Genomic DNA, 19268 nt, shown 5'->3' with positions numbered 1-19268 from the left:
GACGGCCACGAAGTGTGATTGGGGTGCGACCGGGATGCGATCCGGACACGATTGGGAGCGGAGTTTAGTAGAAATTCTACATCCCATCAATCGAAAGGCGTCGGCATTCGGGGTTTTACTGAGTTATTTCGGCTACTTACGTGAATTTCTGTCGTATAGAGAAACATCAATCCATAATGCGAAATGCCGTATTTTTGTAGTTTTTGTACATTTCTAACATCCTTCGGCGCGTGGCGGGCTTGTGCGCGGGCCACTGAGACAGGACATGCGGGTGCTATAGTGGGCGCCTGACAAGCCGGTTTGCCTCGTCCGTCACGCCCTGACCGCTCATGGGCATCGGAGCGTCACATCGGCCATACGGGGAACGACGCGTTGCGGGCATCGCAACGCGTCTGCTTTTGTTGGTGCCTGCCTGCCCATGCTTAACCGAATCGAAGCCACGCTGACCCAATTGCGCCCATCCGAGCGCAAGCTTGCGACCTATGTGCTGGACGCGCCGCGCGAAGTCGTCGATCTGTCGATGAACGAACTCGCCGAGCGCGCCAGCGTGAGCCAGCCGACGATTGCCCGCTTCTGCCAGGCGGTCGGATGCAGCGGTTATCGCGAATTCAAGATACGGCTGGCACAGGGCATTGCCCAGGGCGTGCCGTTCGTGCACCGCGACGTGCGCCCGGACGAACCCGTGCCCGGCATCGCCAGCAAGGTGCTCGACCGCACCATCGGCAGCCTCATGCAGGTGCGCAACAATCTCTCGCCCGACAGCATCGGGCAGGCCATCGAACTGCTTGCCGGGGCGCGTCGCATCGAGTTCTACGGCGCAGGGGCGTCGGGCATCGCCGCACAGGACATGCAGCACAAGTTCTTTCGGCTCGGCGTGCCCACCGTGGCCTACAACGATCCGCACGTCTACGGCATGTCCGCAGCGCTGCTGGGACCGGCAGACGTCGTCGTCGCCATCTCGAATACCGGGCGCACGCAGGACCTGCTCGAAGCCGCGATGCTCGCGCGCTCGGCCGGGGCAAGCGTGATTGCGATCACGCACAGCAATTCGCCGCTGGCGCGTCAGGCCACGGTGGCCTTGTTCGCCGATGTCGACGAAGACACCGACGTCTACTCGCCGCTCACGTCGCGCATCGCGCATCTGGCCATCGGCGACGTGCTCGCCGTCGGCATGGCGCTGCGGCTCGGCGACCGGCTGCCCTCGCAACTCGCACGTGCGAAGGAAGTCATCAATCGGCGGCGCACGTCCAACGATGCCAAGTGATGCCAAATGACGTGCTCAGACTTGACGTGATGCGATGTGATGTGACGTGATGTGACGTCAGCGCACGGATGAGGAACGAAAAAAGGGCGGCGTGCCGGATCGGCGCGTCGCCCTTTTGTCATCGCCGCGTTGCGTTCAACCTTGCGTTCGACGTTACGTCGAACGTGGCTCTATTTACGCGTTCACAACGTTTTGCAGCGGCTTGCCGGTGAGTGCGGCAATCAGATTGTCGGCCGCGCAAGCGGCCATTGCATGACGCGTTTCATGCGTGGCCGAACCGATGTGCGGCAGCGCCACCACTTGTTGCATCTTCAGCAACGGCGAGTCCACCGGAACCGGCTCACGCTCGAATACGTCGAGACCGGCAGCGCGCAAATGGCCCGACGCCAGCGCATCGATGAGCGCCGCCTCGTCGATCACCTTGCCACGCGCGGCGTTGATGAAGATGGCGCCGCGCTTCATTTGCGCGAATTCGGCCGCGCCGATCAGGCGTTCGGTCGCCGGCGACAGTGGCACGAGCGTGACGACGAAATCGGCCTGCGCGAGCAACTCGGGCAACGTGCGATATTGCGCGCCATACGCCTTTTCTGCGGCTTCATTGCGCGAGCGGTTGCTATACAGCACCTTCATGCCGAAGCCCAGCGCCGCGCGGCGCGCCACCGCACCGCCGATGCGGCCCATGCCGACGATGCCGAGCGTCTTGCCGTGCACGTCGGTGCCGAAATACGCCTCGCCAAGACTGGCCTTCCAGCCCCCGGCCTTCACGAGTTCGGCCAGTTCGACCACACGGCGTGCGCTCGAGAGCACCAGTGCGAAGACGGTATCCGCCGTGGTTTCCGTCAGTACGTCAGGCGTATTCATCAGTTTGATGCCGCGACGCGTGAGGTCCGGCACGTCGAACTGATCGTAGCCCACCGAGATCGTGGCCCAGGCGCGCAGGTTCGGCGCGCCGTCCAGCAACTCGGGCGTTACGTTCACTCCCACGCCGATGGCGCCCTGCGCACGACCGAGCGCCGCCGCGAACGCAGCGCGATTCGCGTCGTTCACGCCGTCGAATTCGGTGAGCGAAAAGTGCTCGGCCAACCGGGCCCGCACGTCTGGCGGTACACCTTTGTACAACACAACTTCCGGACGACTCATGCTGTTGACTCCTGGAGGGTTGCCGCTGCGCGATTGCACGTCAAGCCTGTGGCTGCGGCTGAAATGTTCTGTGCCGATCAATGCCGAGCAACGCCGATCAGCGCCGTGTCGGCGCCGGGTCAGCGTCGAACTTCGCCGCTTAGCCCGTCCTGCCGCTGGCCTCGGCAAAGGCGCGTTCGAGAAAATCGAGGCGGTCCTGTCCCCAATACGGCTCGCCCTCGAAGACGAACCACGGCGCGCCGTACACGCCGGCGCGCGCTGCGTCGTCGGTGTTCGCGTCGTAGGCCGCCTGCACACTGGCGCCGTTCGACGCGGCGAGCAACGACTTGCCGTCGAGCGACAGACTGTCGGCCACGGCTTGCAGCGTGGCGTCGTCGGCGATGTTGCGCTCGTCCACCCACAGCGCCTTCGAGACGGCGCCGATCAGGTCGAGCGCCTTGTCGGTACCGTGCGCAAGCTGGGTCGCGATGACCAGACGCGCCGCCGGATCGCCGGAGACCGGGAAGAACTTCGGTTCGAGATTGAGCGGCACGTTCAGGTACTTCGACCAGCGCGCCAGTTCCACCAGACGATACGCCTGACGCTGCGGCGCCCGCTTGGCAAGCGGCAGGCCGCCCGAACCGCTGAAGATGCGCCCGAGATCGATGGGCTTGAGCTGGATCTGCACGCCGTAGCGACGCGCCAGCGCGACGAAGCGCGCATGCCCCAGATACACATACGGCGACTGCGTCGCCAGAAAATACTCGCAGGTCAGACTCACGGCAGACTCCTCTAGCTATCGCGAATGGCGCTTGGGGTTAGCGCGCAAGGTCAGCGCTTCTTGAAGCGTGACGATGTGGCGGGTGCACCGCAAAACGACGAAGGCCCGACATGCGGGCCTTCGCTCAGGAATGCGCTCAGAACGGTTTGACCACCGCAAGGATGACCGCCCCGAGCAGCCCCAGCACGGGGATCTCGTTGAAGTAGCGGTACCACCGGTGCGAGCGGGTGTTGCGCCCGTTTTCGAACTTGCGCAGCAGACTCCCGCAGGCATGGTGGTACCCGATGAGCAGCACGACGATCAGCAACTTGGCGTGCAGCCAGCCACCGTGGCGACCGATACCGTAATACAGCCAGAGGATCAGTCCGAAAGCGAGGGCGGGAACGGCGAGAATCGTCATGAAACGATAGAGCTTGCGCGCCATGAGAAGCAGACGTTGCGTCGCCGCCGGATCGCTCTCCATCGCCAGGTTGACGAAAATGCGCGGCAGATAGAACAGGCCGGCAAACCATGAAGCGACGAAAACGATGTGAAGCGCTTTGATCCAGAGCATCGGAGACGGGCGGCCCGAGCGCAGGCCGTCGAATATTTTGAACAGCAAGCAATGTACAACAATCCGCTGTCTCGCGATGCGCAGTGCGTCGCCTGCCGGCGCGACGGGCCTGCGGCAAATCGACGCGACCCGGCGCGGGTGTGACAGAATACGGGCCATATTGGCTTCTTTGCCCGCATCGGCGCAGCACGCCGGTCATCGGCCCCCGCATGAGAATTCTTGGCATCGACCCCGGCCTGCGCGTCACCGGTTTTGGCGTACTCGAAAAGCACGGCAACCGTCTGCAGTATGTGACGAGCGGCGTCATCCGTACCGGCGACGGCACCCTGCCCGCCCGGTTGCGCATCATCTTCGAGAGCGTGGCGGAACTGGTGGACACTTACCGGCCCGATCAGGCCGCCATCGAAAAGGTGTTCGTCAACGTCAACCCGCAATCGACGCTGCTGCTCGGTCAGGCACGCGGTGCGGCGATCACGGCGCTGTCCGTGGGCGGACTGGAAGTCTTCGAATACACCCCGATGCAACTCAAACAGGCGGTGGTCGGCTACGGCCGCGCCCGCAAGGAGCAGGTGCAGGAGATGGTGACCCGTCTGCTCACCCTCACCGGCACGCCGGGCAAGGACGCCTCCGACGCGCTCGGTGTGGCCATCTGCCACGCGCACAGCGGCGAGACGTACGCCGCGCTCGCCGAGGTCTCCCCGGCGCTCGCGGCCAAGGGGCTGCGCGTCAAACGCGGACGTCTGGTGGGCTGAGGTCCCGCGCGCCCGGCGCCGGCGTTGCCGGGATCCGGCGTGGCGACGCTTTTTCCCGTGCCCTGGCCGCACCTGGCCCGGCAAGCGACGTCCGAAGCGCTACAATGCAGCCATGATCGAAACCGACAAACTCGCCGCCGAACGCATCATTGCGCCGACCCCGGCCTCGCCCAACGAAGAAGCTTTCGAGCGCGCCCTGCGCCCCAAGCTGCTCGACGAATACGTCGGCCAGCGCAAGGTGCGCGAACAGCTCGAAATCTTCATCGAGGCGGCCCGCAAGCGCTCGGAACCGCTCGACCACGTGTTGCTCTTCGGCCCGCCGGGTCTTGGCAAGACGACGCTCGCCCACATCATCGCCCGCGAAATGGGCGTGCATCTGCGCCAGACGTCCGGGCCGGTGCTGGAGCGTCCGGGCGATCTCGCAGCCCTGCTCACCAACCTTGAAGCCAACGACGTCCTGTTCATCGACGAAATCCACCGGCTCTCGCCGGTCGTCGAGGAAATTCTGTATCCGGCGCTCGAGGACTATCAGATCGACATCATGATCGGCGAAGGTCCGGCCGCGCGCAGCGTCAAGCTCGATCTCCAGCCGTTCACGCTCGTGGGGGCGACCACGCGCGCCGGCATGCTCACGAACCCGCTGCGCGATCGCTTCGGGATCGTGGCGCGCCTGGAGTTCTACACGGCCGAAGAGCTCGCGGGTATCGTACGTCGCTCGGCGGGCCTGCTCGGCGCGGTCATTGCCGACGACGGTGCGTTCGAGATCGCGCGTCGTGCACGCGGCACGCCGCGTATCGCCAACCGCCTGCTGCGCCGTGTGCGTGACTTCGCCGAAGTGAAGGCCGACGGCCGTATCACGGCCGCCGTGGCGGACGCCGCACTGTCGATGCTCGATGTCGACCCTGTCGGCTTCGACGTGATGGACCGCAAGCTGCTCGAAGCGGTACTGCACAAGTTCGATGGCGGCCCGGTCGGGGTCGATAACCTCGCTGCCGCCATTGGCGAAGAGCGCGATACGATCGAAGACGTGATCGAGCCGTACCTGATCCAGCAAGGGTTCCTGCAACGCACGCCGCGCGGGCGCGTCGCCACGTTGGCGGCCTACCGTCACTTTGGACTCGCTGCGCCGGGCAGCACGCCGGAGAGCGGTTCGCTCTGGTCGCCGGACGCAACGGGGCAATAGTCGCACCGCCCCCGCCTTCCCTTTCCCTCACGATTTCGCGCACCGTTGTGCGCTCCACATCCCCCGATATGGCTTCGCACGACGACCTCCCGACACCGCCTCCGGCAACGCCCCTGCGGCCCGCCGGCCCGGTCGTGGGGGTGTCGGGCCACCTGCGTCACGCCATCGCCATGCGCCTCGTGAGCCTCACCTCGGGCCCCGGCGCCCCGCGACTGAACTACGACACCCCTGACGGCGACCCCGGCCTGTTCGGGCCCGATGCCGCGTGCTGGCACGTGCATGGCGATTTCACCGCCATGATGATTGGCGGCGTGAGCGCTCTGCTGCTGCAATCGCTACATCCACTCGCCATGGCCGGTGTCTGGGATCACTCGACGTTCAGGCAGGACGTCATGGGCCGCCTGCGCCGCACCGCCACGTTCATCGGCGGCACGACGTTCGGCAACACGGCGGACGCGCAGGCGCTGCTCGAACGCGTGCGTCGCATCCATTTGCAGGTCAAAGGTACCGCGCCGGACGGACGCGCCTATGCCGCCTACGATCCGGCGCTGCTGACGTGGGTGCACGTGGCGGAAACGTCGAGTTTCCTGCGCAGCTATCTCGTCTACAAGGACCCGACGTTCTCGCGCGCCGATCAGGATCGTTACTACGCGGAAGTGGCACGCATTGCGATCGCGCTCGGCGCGCGTGACGTGCCCACGAGCGTCGCGCAGATCCAGGACTATCTCGAAGCGATGCGTCCCTGTCTGAGCGCGAGCGATCGCACGGCGGAAGTCGTGCGCGTGCTGCGCCATCTGCCCGCGCCGTTCGCCGGCGCTCGGGTGTTCAGTGGACTGTTGTTTCGCGCGGGCCTCGATCTGCTGCCCGACTGGGCGCAGACGATGCTCGGCTTCGAGGATCGCGCAACGATTCGTCGCCTGACAGTGCGCCCGGCCGTGCGCCACATGGCGCAGATCGCCCGCTGGTCGATGCGTAACAGCGTGGCGCATCGCGCACGACGTCGTGCGCTGGCGCCACCTGCGGTCGTGGTGACGGAACCGTCTCTGGAACGTTAGAAAGTTGCGCGACGGCGCAGGCCGGGCGCGGCCGCGAATGCGGCATAAAGGCGGCACAAGGCAGCACAAGGCAGCACAAGGCAGCACAAAGGCAGCATTCGCCACCCTCATCCGCGTGTTTACACAACGCGCGGATCGACGCGATCCCCCGCCGCCACGGCGACCGGTTTGTCGTTGCTCTCGTCGCGCACCGCATCATCCAGATGCGCGACATCGCCCCAGCTCAGCACATGCCAACGCTCACCATCGTGCGACAGACGGTTCACGCTCGCATTGAGCAACGGATACGCGCGCGGCTCGGTGAGCGCAAGCCCCGTGGCGAGTCGATAGCTGCAATCGAGCACACCGCCGTGCGCGACGAGCGCCACACGCTGCCCCGCGTAATCGCGAAGGACTTGCGCAATGAACTCGGTGACACGCGCATAGAAGGCGCGCATCGACTCGCCGCCCGGAATCACGAAGTCCGGATCGCGGGTCTGCCACTGCGCGTAATCTCGGGGAAATGCCGCCTGAATCTCGTCCGGCACATGTGTCTCGAACACGCCGTAGTGGCGCTCACGAAGACGCGCCGTGCGCACGAGCGGCAAGCCGCACGCCAGGGCGACAGGCGCCGCCGTCTGGACCGCACGCTGCAAGTCACTGGTCAAGACGTGATCGAACACGCTGCCCTGTGCAGCGACTTCACGCGCGATGCGCTCGCCCAGCAACACTGCCTGACGCTGCCCCTCGACCGATAGCGGAATATCGGTGTGCCCCTGAATCCGCTTGACGCGGTTCCAGTCGGTCTCGCCGTGACGAATCAGGGTCAGGGTGGTGGTCGTGCAAGTCATCGAAGTCGGTGCAATTACGTGAAAGGAGGACAGGAAGCCGAGCGTGAGCCGAGCGCGTGACGCGCGCGGGACCGGTGACCCGCCGGGCTCAGTCGGGCTCAGTCGGGTTCAGTCGGGTTCAGTGCGCCTTCGGATTGAGCGTGTAGGTGCCGGTCACGGTCGCGCTGCCCAGCACGTGGGGCTTGATTGCCGCGAGCACATCGTTACCGTCGAAGCGGCCGTCGAGCGGCACGCGTGCGACGTCGAGCGCATACACGGTGAAATGGTAGTGGTGGACGATCGAGTCGTTCCAGGGCGGGCACGGGCCGTCATAGCCGTAGTAGTCACCCTTCATGGACTCGTCGCCGGCGAACCACGCGGTGTAGTCGTTCACCCCGTGACGCATGCCATCGAGCGCATCCGGACCGAACTTGCCGCGCGGCGTGACGTGATTGCTGTGGCTCGCGGCCGGAATCTCGCTGGCCGATGCCGGCACGTCGACGAGCACCCAGTGGAAGAAATCGACGCGCGGCAGATCTGCCGGGACTTCACGACCCTCCTTGTTGACGTCGTCGCCCTGGCTGGGCACGTCGCTGTCGGTACAGATCACGACAAACGAGCGCGTGCCGGCGGGCACGTCGGACCAGGCGAGATGGGGATTCTTGTTCTGCGACAGCGCAACGTGCGACTGTGCGTCCGGTTTGCCGAAGGCGAACTGCGCATCGATCGGGGCGTTGTCGGCAAACGAGTCACTCCAGACTTTCATCAGATTCTCCCAAGCAGTGATTTCAGAACCTGAAGACGGTATCACACCGTTGCGAATCGCGTGCACTGCCCCCGGGACTTCAGGACGATTCCGAGCGATTTTCGAGATGGCAGGCCGGTACGCGCCCGGCATTTTCCGGTGCAACGAGTGCCTGAGAGACAGGAGAGAAGAGAAGAGGAGAGGTCAGCGAGACGATCAGGCAGCCTCGGGCCGCGTCTGCAACCAGAACGTCACCGGTCCGTCGTTGACGAGCGAAACCCGCATGTGCGCACCGAACTCGCCGGTTTCCACGATGGGATGGCGCGCCCGCGCTTGCGCGACGAAGTGATCGAACAACCGTTTGCCGTCGGCCGGACTGGCCGCGGGCGTAAAGCTTGGCCGCGTGCCGCTGTTGGTATCGGCGGCCAGCGTGAACTGCGAGACGAGCAGCAAACCGCCCGCCGTGCCGGTGCCGTCCGTTTTACCGTCGAGGCTCGACACACTGCGGTTCATCTTGCCCGCCTCATCCGAGAACACGCGGTAGGCGAGCAACTTCGCAAGGAGCTTGTCCGCGCTCGCCTCGGTGTCGCCGCGCTCGGCACACACCAGGGCAAGCAGGCCCGGCCCGATCGCGCCCACGATCCGGCCATCGACCGTAACCGCCGCTTCGAGCACACGCTGAATGAGCGCGATCATCGCCGTTCCTCTGACAACGCCGCCCGCTTACGCGAGCGTGACGCGGGCGAAACGGCGCTTGCCGACCTGCACGACGTAGGTGCCGGCGTCGATCTTCGCGCCCTTGTCCGACACCACTTCGCCGTCGATACGCACGCCGCCCTGTTCGATGTTGCGGTTGGCTTCCGACGTCGAGGGCACGAGACCCGCCTGCTTGAGTAGTTGAGCGATGCCCAACGGTGCGCCATCAAGGGAAACTTCCGGAATGTCGTCCGGCACGCCACCCTTCGCGCGGGCGTTGAAGTCTTCGAGCGCGCGCTCGGCGTCCGCCTGCGAGTGGAAGCGCGCCACGATCTCCTGACCGAGCAGCACCTTCACGTCGCGCGGATTGCGACCGCCTTCGACATCCTTGCGCAGTTGCGCGATCTCTTCGAGCGTGCGGAACGACAGCAGCTCGTAGTAACGCCACATCAGATCGTCGGAGATGCTCATCAGCTTGCCGAACATCTCGCTCGGCTTCTCGCTGATGCCGATGTAGTTGTTCTTGGACTTCGACATCTTCTCGACGCCGTCCAGCCCCTCGAGCAACGGCATCGTCAGAATGCACTGCGGCTCCTGCCCGTATTGCTTCTGCAATTCGCGACCGACCAGCAGATTGAACTTCTGGTCCGTGCCGCCGAGCTCCAGATCCGACTCCAGTGCCACGGAATCGTAGCCCTGCATGAGCGGATACAGGAATTCGTGAATGGCGATGGGCACGCCGCCCTGGAAACGCTTCGTGAAGTCCTCGCGCTCGAGCATGCGCGCCATGGTGTAGCGCGACGCGAGCTTGATCATGCCGTCGGCGCCCAGCTTCATGGACCATTCGCTGTTGTAGCGTATTTCGGTCTTTTCGCGATCGAGCACCAGCGCGGCCTGTTCGAAATAGGTCTTGGCGTTCGTCTCGATCTGCTCGCGCGTGAGCGGCGGGCGCGTGCTGTTGCGGCCCGACGGGTCGCCGATCAGCGAGGTGAAGTCGCCGATCAGGAAGATGACGGTATGCCCCAGATCCTGCAACTGGCGCATCTTGTTGAGCACCACCGTGTGACCGATGTGAATGTCGGGCGCGGTCGGATCGAGACCCAGTTTGATGCGCAGCGGCTTGCCGGTCGCCTCGCTGCGCGCCAGCTTTTGCAGGAACTCCTCTTCCACGAGCAGTTCGTCGCAACCGCGCTTGGCGATGGCCAGCGCAGCGCGCGCGGCATCGGTCACGGGGTACTTCTTATCCGAGGTGAGTGGGTGTTCACTTGTCATAACATCATTGTCCAGACTGGCTTGGGGGTTTCCCCTTATCCAGTCAGTAAAGGCAAAATCGAGGCTGAGGCAGCGGCGGGTCTGCTATAATCGCCGCTCAATTCTCGGCTCGGGCCGAAGCGACGCCGGGTTGCCCCGGAAATTCCGGCAGGCAATCTCGAAGCGTGTCGCTCCGCCCGGGCTTTTTCGTAAGTTGCGCAGAATTTTACGTGATGTGGCCAAAACTCCGTGATTTTTTTGCGCGTGAACTGCTGACCCTGATCGATCCCACGCAGCCGAAGCACCGTCGCAGAAAGGTGCAAATCGTGGCAACGGTCGGTTCGGCCCTGACGTTGGGAATGGTGACCGCTTTCGGCGTGGCACCGATGGTGCCGGATTCGGCACGCAACGGTGCGAGCGTGACGTTGCCGCTCACCTTCCCCGACCTGGCCCATCAGATCCAGCAGCTCGACGCGCAATCCCAGACCTTTATCCATCAAGTGGCGCTGCGGCGCGGCGAAACCCTCGGGGACATGCTTTCGCGCCTGTCGATCCAGGACCCCGCCGCCGAGAAGTTCATTCGCGAGAATGCCGTCGCCCGGCGTCTGATCGGCGTGCCCGCAGGGCAGGTCGTACAGGCGGAAACCGACGACGACGGCAAGCTCGTCACGCTCTCCACCGTGCTCTCGACCGGCAGCGCCGCCGCGCAGCAACTGGTGATCGAGCGCAACGACGACGGTCGTCTGCGCGCACGCATGGAGCAGTTGGCCAACGACACCGAATGGGCCATGCGCTCCGGTGCGATTGCCGACAACTTCTTCACGGCGATGGACGATGCGGGCGTGCCCGATGCTGTCGTCGCGCAGATGGTGAACATCTTCTCCGGCGTGATCAACTTCCAGCGCGACGTGCGCCGAGGCGATCGCTTCCGCCTCGTGTACGAAGTGGTCAAGCAGCAGGACCGCACGGTTCGCACCGGTCGCGTCCTCGCCATCGAATTCATCAATCAGGGCAAGACGCATCAGGCCATCTGGTACGCCGATCCCCAGGGCTCGCCCGAGGGCGCGTACTACGGGTTCGACGGACGCAACCTGAAGCAGGCTTTCCTGCGCACGCCTGTCGAGTTCTCCCGGATTTCGTCAGCCTTCGGCGGGCGCGAGCATCCGTTCGCGCACAAGTGGAAGAAGCACGAAGGCGTGGATCTGGCAGCGCCTGTCGGCACACGCGTATTCGCGGCGGGCGACGGCGTGGTCCGGTTCGTCGGCACGCAGAACGGTTACGGCAATCTGGTCGAAATCGAGCATGCGGGCAACTATCAAACGCGCTACGCCCATCTTTCCGGCTTCGGTCAGGGGATGAAACCCGGCACGCGTGTGACGCAGGGCCAGGTCATTGGCTTCGTGGGTCAGACGGGCTGGGCCACCGGCCCGCACCTTCACTACGAACTGCGCCTGAACGGCGTGCCGCGCAACCCGTTCGCCACGGACGTGGCGGCCGTCGCACCGCTCTCGGGCAATCGGCTGAAGCTGTTCGACATGTACGCCGAGAACCTGCTCAAACGCATCGATCTGATGCGCACGGTGCAAGTCGCCGAACGCGATTAAGGTATGCTGGAGTCCGCACTGCGCGGGGAACGTGTCGCGTACATCACGTACAAGCGAAACACGTTGACCCCGCGCGGTGCGCGATTTTCGCCTCCGGCTTCCCGTACGATCGCGCTGCGCCCATGACCGACACCCACCCCACTGCGTCCACTGCGCCCACTGAGGTGACGACCGCCTCTGCTCACTACATCGGCCTGATGTCCGGCACCAGTCTGGACGGCGTCGATGGCGTCCTTGTGGCCTCGTCCGATGGCCGCGTGCTTGCCGAAGCCTACCTGCCTTTCCCGAACGAGTTGCGCGAGACGCTGATGGTGCTTCAGGCGCCGTCGGACAACGAATTGCATCGCGAAGCGCTGGCAGCGAACGCACTGGCGCGTGTTTATGCCCAATGCGTTGCGCAGTTGCTCGCGGCAGCGGGCCTGCGCGCGTCCGAGGTGATCGCCATCGGCGCCCATGGCCAGACGATCCGCCACCGTCCCGGCGAATTCGACGGGGTCGGTTACACGCGGCAACTCAACGCGCCCGCGCTTCTCGCCGAGCTGACCGGCATCGACGTCGTCGCCGATATTCGCAGTCGCGATGTGGCGGCCGGCGGGCAAGGTGCGCCACTCGTGCCTGCCTACCATCAGGCCGTGTTCTCGGCGGCTGACGAGACGCGCGTGGTGTGCAATCTCGGCGGCATCAGCAACATCACGATCCTGCCTGCGGCCGCAGTGGGCCTGCCGGTGTCCGGTTTCGACTGCGGGCCCGGCAATGCCCTGCTCGACGGCTGGGCCTCTCGCCATCTCGGCAAACCTTACGACGACGGCGGGGCCTGGGGCGCGGGGGGATGCGTCGATGACGCGTTGCTGGCCGCACTGCTCAGCGAACCCTATTTCAGCCGGACACCGCCCAAAAGCACCGGTCGCGACCTCTTCCACGCTGCGTGGCTCGACGCGCATCTCAGCGCTTTCCCAACGGTCGCGCCCGTCGACGTGCAAGCCACACTCGTGGCACTGACGGCACAGTGTGTGGCCAACGACGTCTTGCGTTACGCACCCGATTGCCGCGGCTTTTACGCCTGCGGTGGCGGCACGCGCAACGTCGCGCTCATGCAAGCCATCGCGGCACGTCTGCCCGGCGTGAAGGTGACGACGACCGACGCGCTGGGTGTGCCACCCCATCAGGTGGAGGCCCTTGCCTTCGCGTGGCTTGCCGAGCGGTGCGTGGCGCGTGCCCCGGGCAACCTCCCCTGCGTGACCGGCGCCAGAGGGCCGCGCATTCTGGGCGCCATCTACCCACATTAAGTCTCACCGTCAGGCCCTGACGGTCCCACTTTTGCATCGGGACGACACCCAGCCATGGGTCTCGTCCCGACGTGACCGGAACACCTCGGAGGTTTCCCCAAAAGCCGCCCGATTTCGGCGCTCGCCTTCCCTTGCGTGCCACTCTTGAGACGTCGACGCCGCGCGCTGTGGCGTATCCCCGGAACCTTTCCAAGTGGACAAACATCATGGGCAAAGACGATTCTCATCTATTTGAACTACTAAGGGACGGCTATCCGTCGAAAACCAAATTCGAGATTTGCCGCGTCGGCAACGACGCCCTTAGCGGCAAAGGTGAAAGCGAAGGCGAAAGCGAAGGCAGAGGTGTGCGAACGCGAGTGGCTTTTCGACGGGCGGAACTGGTCAGCCAAATCACAGGCGTGCTGACCAGCGAACGCAAGCTGCACACCTTGCAGGTGAGCGAGGCATCTCATCTTTACGACCCGCATTTCTCCGGCATGCTGTTGCACTCGTGCTCGCCGTCCACGGTGCTCGACATGAAACATCTCAAGCTCTTCGCGTTGCGCGACATCGAAGCGGGCGAGTTTCTGACGATCGACTATGCCTCGACTGAAGAGGTGCTGGCGCGGCAATTCAAGTGCCAATGTGGCGCCCCCGGTTGCCGAAAGTGGATTACGGGATTCAGAGAGCTGCCCAATGAAGAAGGCATGGCGTACCTGATGCACACTCGCGCCGAAACGCGAGCTTAGGCAGCGAAGCCGTCGGGGACGTCGAATGTTCCGGAAAGAAACCATCGCCCTCATCGGCGACCGCGGCATCTGCGATGAGAAAGACGTCGCACCCGCCATTCACTACAGCGCCGTGTTCGCCGCATCGGGCGAACAGGACTTCTTCGAGATGTCGACCCGGGCCCGGCACCCGCAGAATTACACACGCTATGGCAATCCGGTTCACGAGCGAGTCAAGGCGCTCGTGGCAGCCCTCGAGGGCACGGAGACCGCACTCGTGACCGGCTCCGGCATGGGCGCGATGTGCACGACGCTGCTTGCGTTGCTCAGGGCGGGCGACCACGTCATCGCCCAGCGGCGGCATTACATGAGCACGGCCAATCTGCTGGACGGCCTGCTCAGACGATTGGGTGTCGAGTCAACACTCGTCGACCAGACCGATCCCCTGGCTTTCGTCCGGGCGATTCGTCGAAATACGAAACTCATCGTGCTCGAATCCCCTGCCAACCCGCTACTCGAATTGACGGATATGGCGCCCGTGGCGGCCATGGCGTCAGCGCATCATGTGCTCACCGTCGCCGACAACACCTTTGCATCGCCGGTGAATCAGCAGCCTCACGCAATGGGCGTCGACATCGTGATTCATAGCGCCACCAAGTATCTGGGCGGCCATCACGATCTGACCGGAGGGGTGATCTGCACCTGTCACGCGCTCGCGGACCGCATCTGGCATACCCACGTGACACTTGGATCGGTGCTGTCTCCCATGGATGCGTGGCTGCTTTTGCGTGGCATCCGCACCTTTCCCGTGCGGATGGAGCGGGTCAATCGGAATGCGCTGGCCCTCGCCCGCTTTCTTTCCCGGCATCCGAACGTCAGCAGTGTCGGGTATCCCGGGCTGCGTTCTCACCCGCAATTCGATCTGGCCTGTCGACAGATGCGTGGATTCGGAGGGGTGCTGACCTTCCGCCTGAGAACCGGGCCCGCTGCCGCCAGACGTCTGGTCGACAACCTGCGGATTTCGCAGGTCGCGGGGAGCCTTGGCGGCGTCAATTCGCTCGCGATACACGTGGCGACGATGTGGGGCGGCACCCGAACGTCACCGTGCGGCACAGACGATATTCCGGACGACATGGTCCGCTACGCCGTCGGCATCGAACACGTAGACGATCTCAAAGCCGACCTGTCGCAGGCACTGGAGGCGGCCGGATAGCCGGTGAGAGCGCTATTGACTCACTAATTTAGCGCGCCGGAGCGTGAGCCCGTATGTTATCCGACGCTTCCATCGCAGGCGTCGCAGGCACAAAAAAACCCCTCGACGAGGGGTTTTTCCGTATCGCTTGCCACCGAGGCGACGGCATTGCGCCGCGGCCTCGGTCGACGGTCGATGCTCGGATCAGACCGAGAACGACGAACCGCAGCCACACGTGGTGGTAGCGTTCGGGTTCTTGATCACGAACTGCGCGCCGTTGATATCTTCCTTGTAGTCGATCTCGGCACCAACGAGGTACTGATAGCTCATCGAGTCGATCAGCAGCGACACGCCGTTCTTGTCGAGCACAGTATCGTCTTCGTTGACGTCTTCATCGAACGTGAAACCATACTGGAAGCCCGAGCAACCACCACCCTGCACGAATACGCGCAGTTTCAGGTCGGGATTGCCTTCTTCGTCGATCAATTGCTTGACCTTGTCTGCCGCGCTGTCGGTAAAGACCAGAAATGCGGGCATTTCCGTGACGGCGTCCTCAAGCAGTGCGCTCATCGTAAATCTCCATAAATCGGTTTGGTGTCATTCTAGCCCTATTCCCAAAATCGTGCCGATGGCCGAAAAATCAAGGGCTTAGTGACGATAAATACCGTTACGGCAGTACGGGAATATGGGTCAGCCCCATGTTCTCCGGCAGGCCGAACATCAGATTCATACATTGCACGCCCTGGCCCGATGCGCCCTTGACCAGATTGTCTTCGACCACGAGGATCACCAGCGTGTCTTCATTGTTCGGGCGATGGACCGCCATGCGCACGTAGTTCGACGCACGCACCCAACGCGTTTCCGGCATCGAACCGGCCGGCAGGACGTCCACGAACGGCTCACCGGCATAGTACGTTTCGAACAGCGCCTGAAAATCGGTATCGCGCGCTTCGGGCAGAATCGTTGCGTACAGCGTCGAATGGATCCCACGAATCGTCGGCAGCAGGTGGGGCACGAACGTCAGGCCCACGTCGTAGCCCGCAATCGCCTCGAGACCCTGCTTGATTTCCGGGTGGTGCCGATGGCCCTTCACGCCGTACGCCTTGAAGTTGTCGGCCGTCTCCGCCAGGATCAGCGACGTCTCGCCCTTGCGGCCGGCGCCGCTGGCACCGGACTTGGCATCCGCGATCAGGTGTTTCGGATCGACGAGCTTGCGCCCGCCCGCGAACAACGGTGCATAACCCAATTGCACGGACGTCGGGTAACAGCCCGGCAGGCCGATCACGCGCGCACTCTTGATCTTCTCCCGGTTGATTTCCGGCAGGCCGTAGACGGCTTCTTCGAGGATGTCCGGGCAGGCATGCGGCATGCCATACCACTTCTCGAACGTCGCGGTGTCCTTCAGACGGAAGTCGGCCGCCAGGTCGATCACACGCACCCCGGCAGCCAGCAGTTCGCGGGCCTGCGCCATTGCCACGCCGTGCGGCGTTGCGAAAAACACCACGTCGCAGTCGGTGAGACGAGCGTCGTCAGGCGTGCAAAACGCCAGGTCGACACGGCCTCGCAGGTTCGGATACATGTCGGCGACCGGCGTACCCGCTTCCTTGCGCGAGGTGATTGCCGTCAACTTCACTTCCGGATGCTGCGCCAGCAAGCGGAGCAGCTCCACACCGGTATAGCCGGTGCCGCCTACGATACCTACCTTGACCATGTCCTACCCCTTTCAATCGGAACCGCGATTCTATCAAGCTTCGGCGACACTTGTGGGACGGTGACGCACCCGGTGCAACCCGCGCCGCATCGCGTTCACAGCGTCCGAAAATGAAAAAAGGCCGCGCGAGGCGGCCTTTTTTGCATCCGCCGAAGCGGATACCCACAAGCACTCGTGGCGATTAACGCTTCGAGAATTGCTTGCGACGGCGGGCTTTGTGGAAGCCAACCTTCTTACGTTCGACTTCACGGGCATCGCGCGTGACGAAGCCAGCGTTCGACAGCGTCGGCTTGAGCGTCGCGTCGTAGTCGATCAGTGCGCGGGTGATACCGTGACGAACCGCACCAGCCTGACCCGTTTCACCGCCGCCCGAAACGTTGACCTTGATGTCGAACGTTTCGCCGTGGTTGGTCAGCTCGAGCGGCTGACGAACGATCATCAGCGACGTTTCACGAGCAAAGTACTCTTTGATCGGCTTGCCATTGACGACGATGTCGCCCTTGCCAGCCTTGATGAACACACGAGCAACAGCGCTCTTGCGACGGCCGGTGCCGTAATTCCAATCGTTTTTGAACATGGCGTGGCCCTTAGATCTCGAGCGACTTCGGTTGCTGCGCTTCGTGCGGATGATTACCGTCGGCGTACACCTTCAGCTTCTTGATCATCGCATAGCCCAGCGGACCCTTCGGCAGCATGCCCTTCACAGCCTTCTCGAGCGCGCGGCCCGGGAAACGCTCTTGCATCTTGCCAAACGTGGTTTCGTAGATACCGCCCGGGTAACCCGTGTGACGGTAGTACTTCTTGTCAGTTTGCTTTGCGCCCGTGACTTTCAGCTTGGCAGCATTGACGATGATGATGTAGTCACCAGTATCAACGTGCGGCGTGAATTCAGGTTTGTGCTTGCCGCGCAGACGGCGTGCCACTTCGCTGGCGACACGGCCGAGGACTTTGTCCGTCGCGTCAATCACAAACCATTCGCGCGTCACCTCTGCCGGCTTAGCGGAAAACGTCTTCATGATCGATCCAAATAAAATGCGTTTGCCCCATTAACACCAACTTCCTGCTTGTCTGCCGGCCGCGTCCTGGTAACTCGGGGTCACATGGCGCAGTCCTGTGCTTGCAGGCTCTCCCTGATGCTTTTTCCGTGGGCATTTCCGGAAAAGCCGTTGATTATACAGAAAAAACGCCCCACCGGTAAACGGCGTTTCCGGGAGCACAAAAAAAACCCGAACCTCAAGGGGTCCGGGTTAAATCCACCAAAGGAGGAGGGTGGAGGAGACACTTGCAGCGTTGCTGTAAAGCACAACAACCAATGACTGAAGTTTAGCAAACGAGATGGTGCAACGCAAGAAAATTTATAGTGCGAAATGCAACACCACATTATGAAATAACGAGATTGGACAGAAATTCCCATAAATTTCTTGATAATCAATATGTTACCTGGATTTATAGCAACTCGAAGTCACCTCAATCAGTGCCCAAAATCCAAATTTAGGGTTTATCCCCCTGAAAACCCGATCAAAAAAGCGCCAATATTGCGATGCAGCAACTCTGCCCGCAAATCGCGGATGTCCGGGTTCGCGGCGGCATCGTACGCAGGTTCGAGGAAGCCGCTACAATTTTTGCTTGAATGGGATATCGGGGTTTCAAAATATGGAATGCAAGGTTAGCTGGATGGGCCCGGGCGGCATGTCCTTCGTCGCACAGACGGGAAGCGGGCACATGGTCGCGATGGACGGAGCCCCGGAAGGCGGCGGCAACAACCTGGCGCCGCGTCCGATGGAAATGCTGCTGGTCGGTACTGGCGGCTGCACCGCTTACGACGTCGTGATGATTCTCAAGAAGAGCCGCGCAGACATCAAGGATTGCAGCGTGACGCTCAAGGCCGAGCGCGCCAGCGAAGACCCCAAGGTCTTCACGAAGATCCACTTCCACTTCACCGTCACGGGTCGCAATCTGAACCCGTCCGCCGTGGAGCGCGCCGTCAATCTGTCGCACGACAAGTACTGCTCGGCGTCGATCATGCTCGCCAAGACGGCCGAGCTCACGCACAGCGTCGAGATCGTCGAAGGCTAAATGCCTACCGCTTTGTCACGGCGGCGCAAAGACAAAAGGCTCCCGATGGGAGCCTTTTGCACTTTGTTGGGATGCAGAGCCGGCCGATAAGCCGGATTCTGTGAACGCGACTCGCGCCGCGCCTGACAACCATTCCTCTAGGCGACGCATCACTGCGCCGCTCAAGCTTCCTACCCGCAGGCTCCCGGGGGCCCCGTTGCCGGCACACGCACGAGGCGCATGCCGCTCACCTGCCTATTTGGAATTGCTCCGGGTGGAGGTTACCGTGCCGTGTGCGTTGCCGCACGCCGCGGTGCGCTCTTACCGCACCGTTTCACCCTTACCTGATCCCCCGGCTTGCGCCAGGGGCCATCGGCGGTCTGTTCTCTGTTGCCCTGTTCCGCGTCTCGCGACGGATGGCCGTTAGCCATCACCCTGCCCTGTGGAGTCCGGACTTTCCTCCCCCTCCCCGAAAGGAGGCGGCGATTGTCTGGCCGACTCTGCG

The 19268-nt window shown here is 63.2% G+C and carries 20 protein-coding genes and 1 other RNA gene; 9 read left to right on the top strand and 12 right to left on the bottom strand.

The features are described 5' to 3' along the window. The first annotated feature begins 418 nt into the window (after positions 1-418). On the top strand, positions 419-1264 hold the full coding sequence (locus tag PCA31118_RS10485; protein WP_150625118.1) for a MurR/RpiR family transcriptional regulator: 846 nt from the start codon (positions 419-421) through the stop codon (positions 1262-1264). A 174-nt stretch (positions 1265-1438) separates the two neighbouring features. Here PCA31118_RS10485 and PCA31118_RS10480 read toward each other — a convergent pair whose 3' ends face one another. From PCA31118_RS10480 to PCA31118_RS10470, 3 genes are all read right to left on the bottom strand, one after another. Next, the gene (locus tag PCA31118_RS10480) at positions 1439-2404 is read right to left on the bottom strand and encodes an NAD(P)-dependent oxidoreductase (protein WP_150625117.1); all 966 of its coding nucleotides are present in this window, start codon (positions 2402-2404) and stop codon (positions 1439-1441) included. Positions 2405-2543: 139 nt separating this feature from the next. Continuing rightward, entirely contained in the window at positions 2544-3164 is a 621-nt protein-coding gene (locus PCA31118_RS10475) for a 2-hydroxychromene-2-carboxylate isomerase (RefSeq protein WP_150625116.1), read from the bottom strand. Between the two features lie 136 nt (positions 3165-3300). Further along, positions 3301-3717, bottom strand: coding sequence for a CopD family protein (locus tag PCA31118_RS10470; protein ID WP_150625216.1), 417 nt, complete (start codon positions 3715-3717; stop codon positions 3301-3303). Between the two features lie 209 nt (positions 3718-3926). On the opposite strand from PCA31118_RS10470, the gene ruvC reads away from it, so the two are divergent. The 3 genes from ruvC to PCA31118_RS10455 all read left to right on the top strand — a co-directional run bounded on the left by ruvC (position 3927) and on the right by PCA31118_RS10455 (position 6707). Next, positions 3927-4469, top strand: coding sequence for a crossover junction endodeoxyribonuclease RuvC (ruvC, locus tag PCA31118_RS10465; protein ID WP_150625115.1), 543 nt, complete (start codon positions 3927-3929; stop codon positions 4467-4469). Positions 4470-4581: 112 nt separating this feature from the next. Continuing rightward, positions 4582-5652 carry a Holliday junction branch migration DNA helicase RuvB gene (gene ruvB / locus PCA31118_RS10460; protein ID WP_150625114.1) on the top strand — a complete coding sequence of 357 codons (1071 nt, stop codon included), beginning with the start codon at positions 4582-4584 and terminating at the stop codon, positions 5650-5652. Positions 5653-5720: 68 nt separating this feature from the next. Next, complete coding sequence (locus PCA31118_RS10455; RefSeq protein WP_150625113.1) at positions 5721-6707, top strand: oxygenase MpaB family protein; 987 nt, start codon at positions 5721-5723, stop codon at positions 6705-6707. A gap of 119 nt (positions 6708-6826) precedes the next feature. Here PCA31118_RS10455 and PCA31118_RS10450 read toward each other — a convergent pair whose 3' ends face one another. From PCA31118_RS10450 to tyrS, 4 genes are all read right to left on the bottom strand, one after another. Next, the gene (locus PCA31118_RS10450) at positions 6827-7537 is read right to left on the bottom strand and encodes a histidine phosphatase family protein (RefSeq protein WP_150625112.1); all 711 of its coding nucleotides are present in this window, start codon (positions 7535-7537) and stop codon (positions 6827-6829) included. Positions 7538-7655: 118 nt separating this feature from the next. Further along, entirely contained in the window at positions 7656-8282 is a 627-nt protein-coding gene (locus tag PCA31118_RS10445) for a YbhB/YbcL family Raf kinase inhibitor-like protein (protein ID WP_150625111.1), read from the bottom strand. A 195-nt stretch (positions 8283-8477) separates the two neighbouring features. After that, the gene (gene dtd, locus PCA31118_RS10440) at positions 8478-8957 is read right to left on the bottom strand and encodes a D-aminoacyl-tRNA deacylase (protein ID WP_150625110.1); all 480 of its coding nucleotides are present in this window, start codon (positions 8955-8957) and stop codon (positions 8478-8480) included. Between the two features lie 27 nt (positions 8958-8984). Continuing rightward, positions 8985-10229 carry a tyrosine--tRNA ligase gene (gene tyrS / locus PCA31118_RS10435; RefSeq protein ID WP_150625109.1) on the bottom strand — a complete coding sequence of 415 codons (1245 nt, stop codon included), beginning with the start codon at positions 10227-10229 and terminating at the stop codon, positions 8985-8987. 212 nt (positions 10230-10441) lie between these two features. On the opposite strand from tyrS, the gene PCA31118_RS10430 reads away from it, so the two are divergent. From PCA31118_RS10430 to PCA31118_RS10415, 4 genes are all read left to right on the top strand, one after another. Further along, positions 10442-11812: a M23 family metallopeptidase gene (locus PCA31118_RS10430; RefSeq protein WP_150625108.1), complete on the top strand. Its 1371-nt coding sequence runs from the start codon at positions 10442-10444 to the stop codon at positions 11810-11812. 122 nt (positions 11813-11934) lie between these two features. Next, complete coding sequence (locus PCA31118_RS10425) at positions 11935-13098, top strand: anhydro-N-acetylmuramic acid kinase (RefSeq protein ID WP_150625107.1); 1164 nt, start codon at positions 11935-11937, stop codon at positions 13096-13098. Between the two features lie 206 nt (positions 13099-13304). After that, positions 13305-13826: an SET domain-containing protein-lysine N-methyltransferase gene (locus PCA31118_RS10420; RefSeq protein WP_150625106.1), complete on the top strand. Its 522-nt coding sequence runs from the start codon at positions 13305-13307 to the stop codon at positions 13824-13826. Between the two features lie 25 nt (positions 13827-13851). Further along, on the top strand, positions 13852-15018 hold the full coding sequence (locus PCA31118_RS10415; RefSeq protein WP_150625105.1) for a trans-sulfuration enzyme family protein: 1167 nt from the start codon (positions 13852-13854) through the stop codon (positions 15016-15018). A gap of 183 nt (positions 15019-15201) precedes the next feature. Here PCA31118_RS10415 and erpA read toward each other — a convergent pair whose 3' ends face one another. The 4 genes from erpA to rplM all read right to left on the bottom strand — a co-directional run bounded on the left by erpA (position 15202) and on the right by rplM (position 17724). Beyond that, on the bottom strand, positions 15202-15567 hold the full coding sequence (gene erpA / locus PCA31118_RS10410) for an iron-sulfur cluster insertion protein ErpA (RefSeq protein ID WP_044454229.1): 366 nt from the start codon (positions 15565-15567) through the stop codon (positions 15202-15204). A gap of 97 nt (positions 15568-15664) precedes the next feature. Continuing rightward, entirely contained in the window at positions 15665-16708 is a 1044-nt protein-coding gene (argC, locus tag PCA31118_RS10405) for an N-acetyl-gamma-glutamyl-phosphate reductase (RefSeq protein ID WP_150625104.1), read from the bottom strand. Between the two features lie 181 nt (positions 16709-16889). Further along, entirely contained in the window at positions 16890-17285 is a 396-nt protein-coding gene (gene rpsI / locus PCA31118_RS10400; protein WP_044454227.1) for a 30S ribosomal protein S9, read from the bottom strand. A 10-nt stretch (positions 17286-17295) separates the two neighbouring features. Then, on the bottom strand, positions 17296-17724 hold the full coding sequence (gene rplM, locus PCA31118_RS10395) for a 50S ribosomal protein L13 (RefSeq protein ID WP_010805091.1): 429 nt from the start codon (positions 17722-17724) through the stop codon (positions 17296-17298). Positions 17725-18361: 637 nt separating this feature from the next. On the opposite strand from rplM, the gene PCA31118_RS10390 reads away from it, so the two are divergent. Beyond that, complete coding sequence (locus tag PCA31118_RS10390) at positions 18362-18784, top strand: OsmC family protein (RefSeq protein ID WP_044454225.1); 423 nt, start codon at positions 18362-18364, stop codon at positions 18782-18784. Between the two features lie 71 nt (positions 18785-18855). On the opposite strand, the gene rnpB is transcribed toward PCA31118_RS10390, so the two are convergent. Continuing rightward, positions 18856-19265, bottom strand: an RNA gene (gene rnpB, locus PCA31118_RS10385) — RNase P RNA component class A. Positions 19266-19268 lie beyond the last annotated feature (3 nt).

The organism is Pandoraea captiosa (genome assembly GCF_902459775.1).
In the GTDB taxonomy this organism is placed as follows: Bacteria; Pseudomonadota; Gammaproteobacteria; order Burkholderiales; family Burkholderiaceae; genus Pandoraea; species Pandoraea captiosa.
This window is presented reverse-complemented; position numbering and strand designations above follow the sequence as displayed.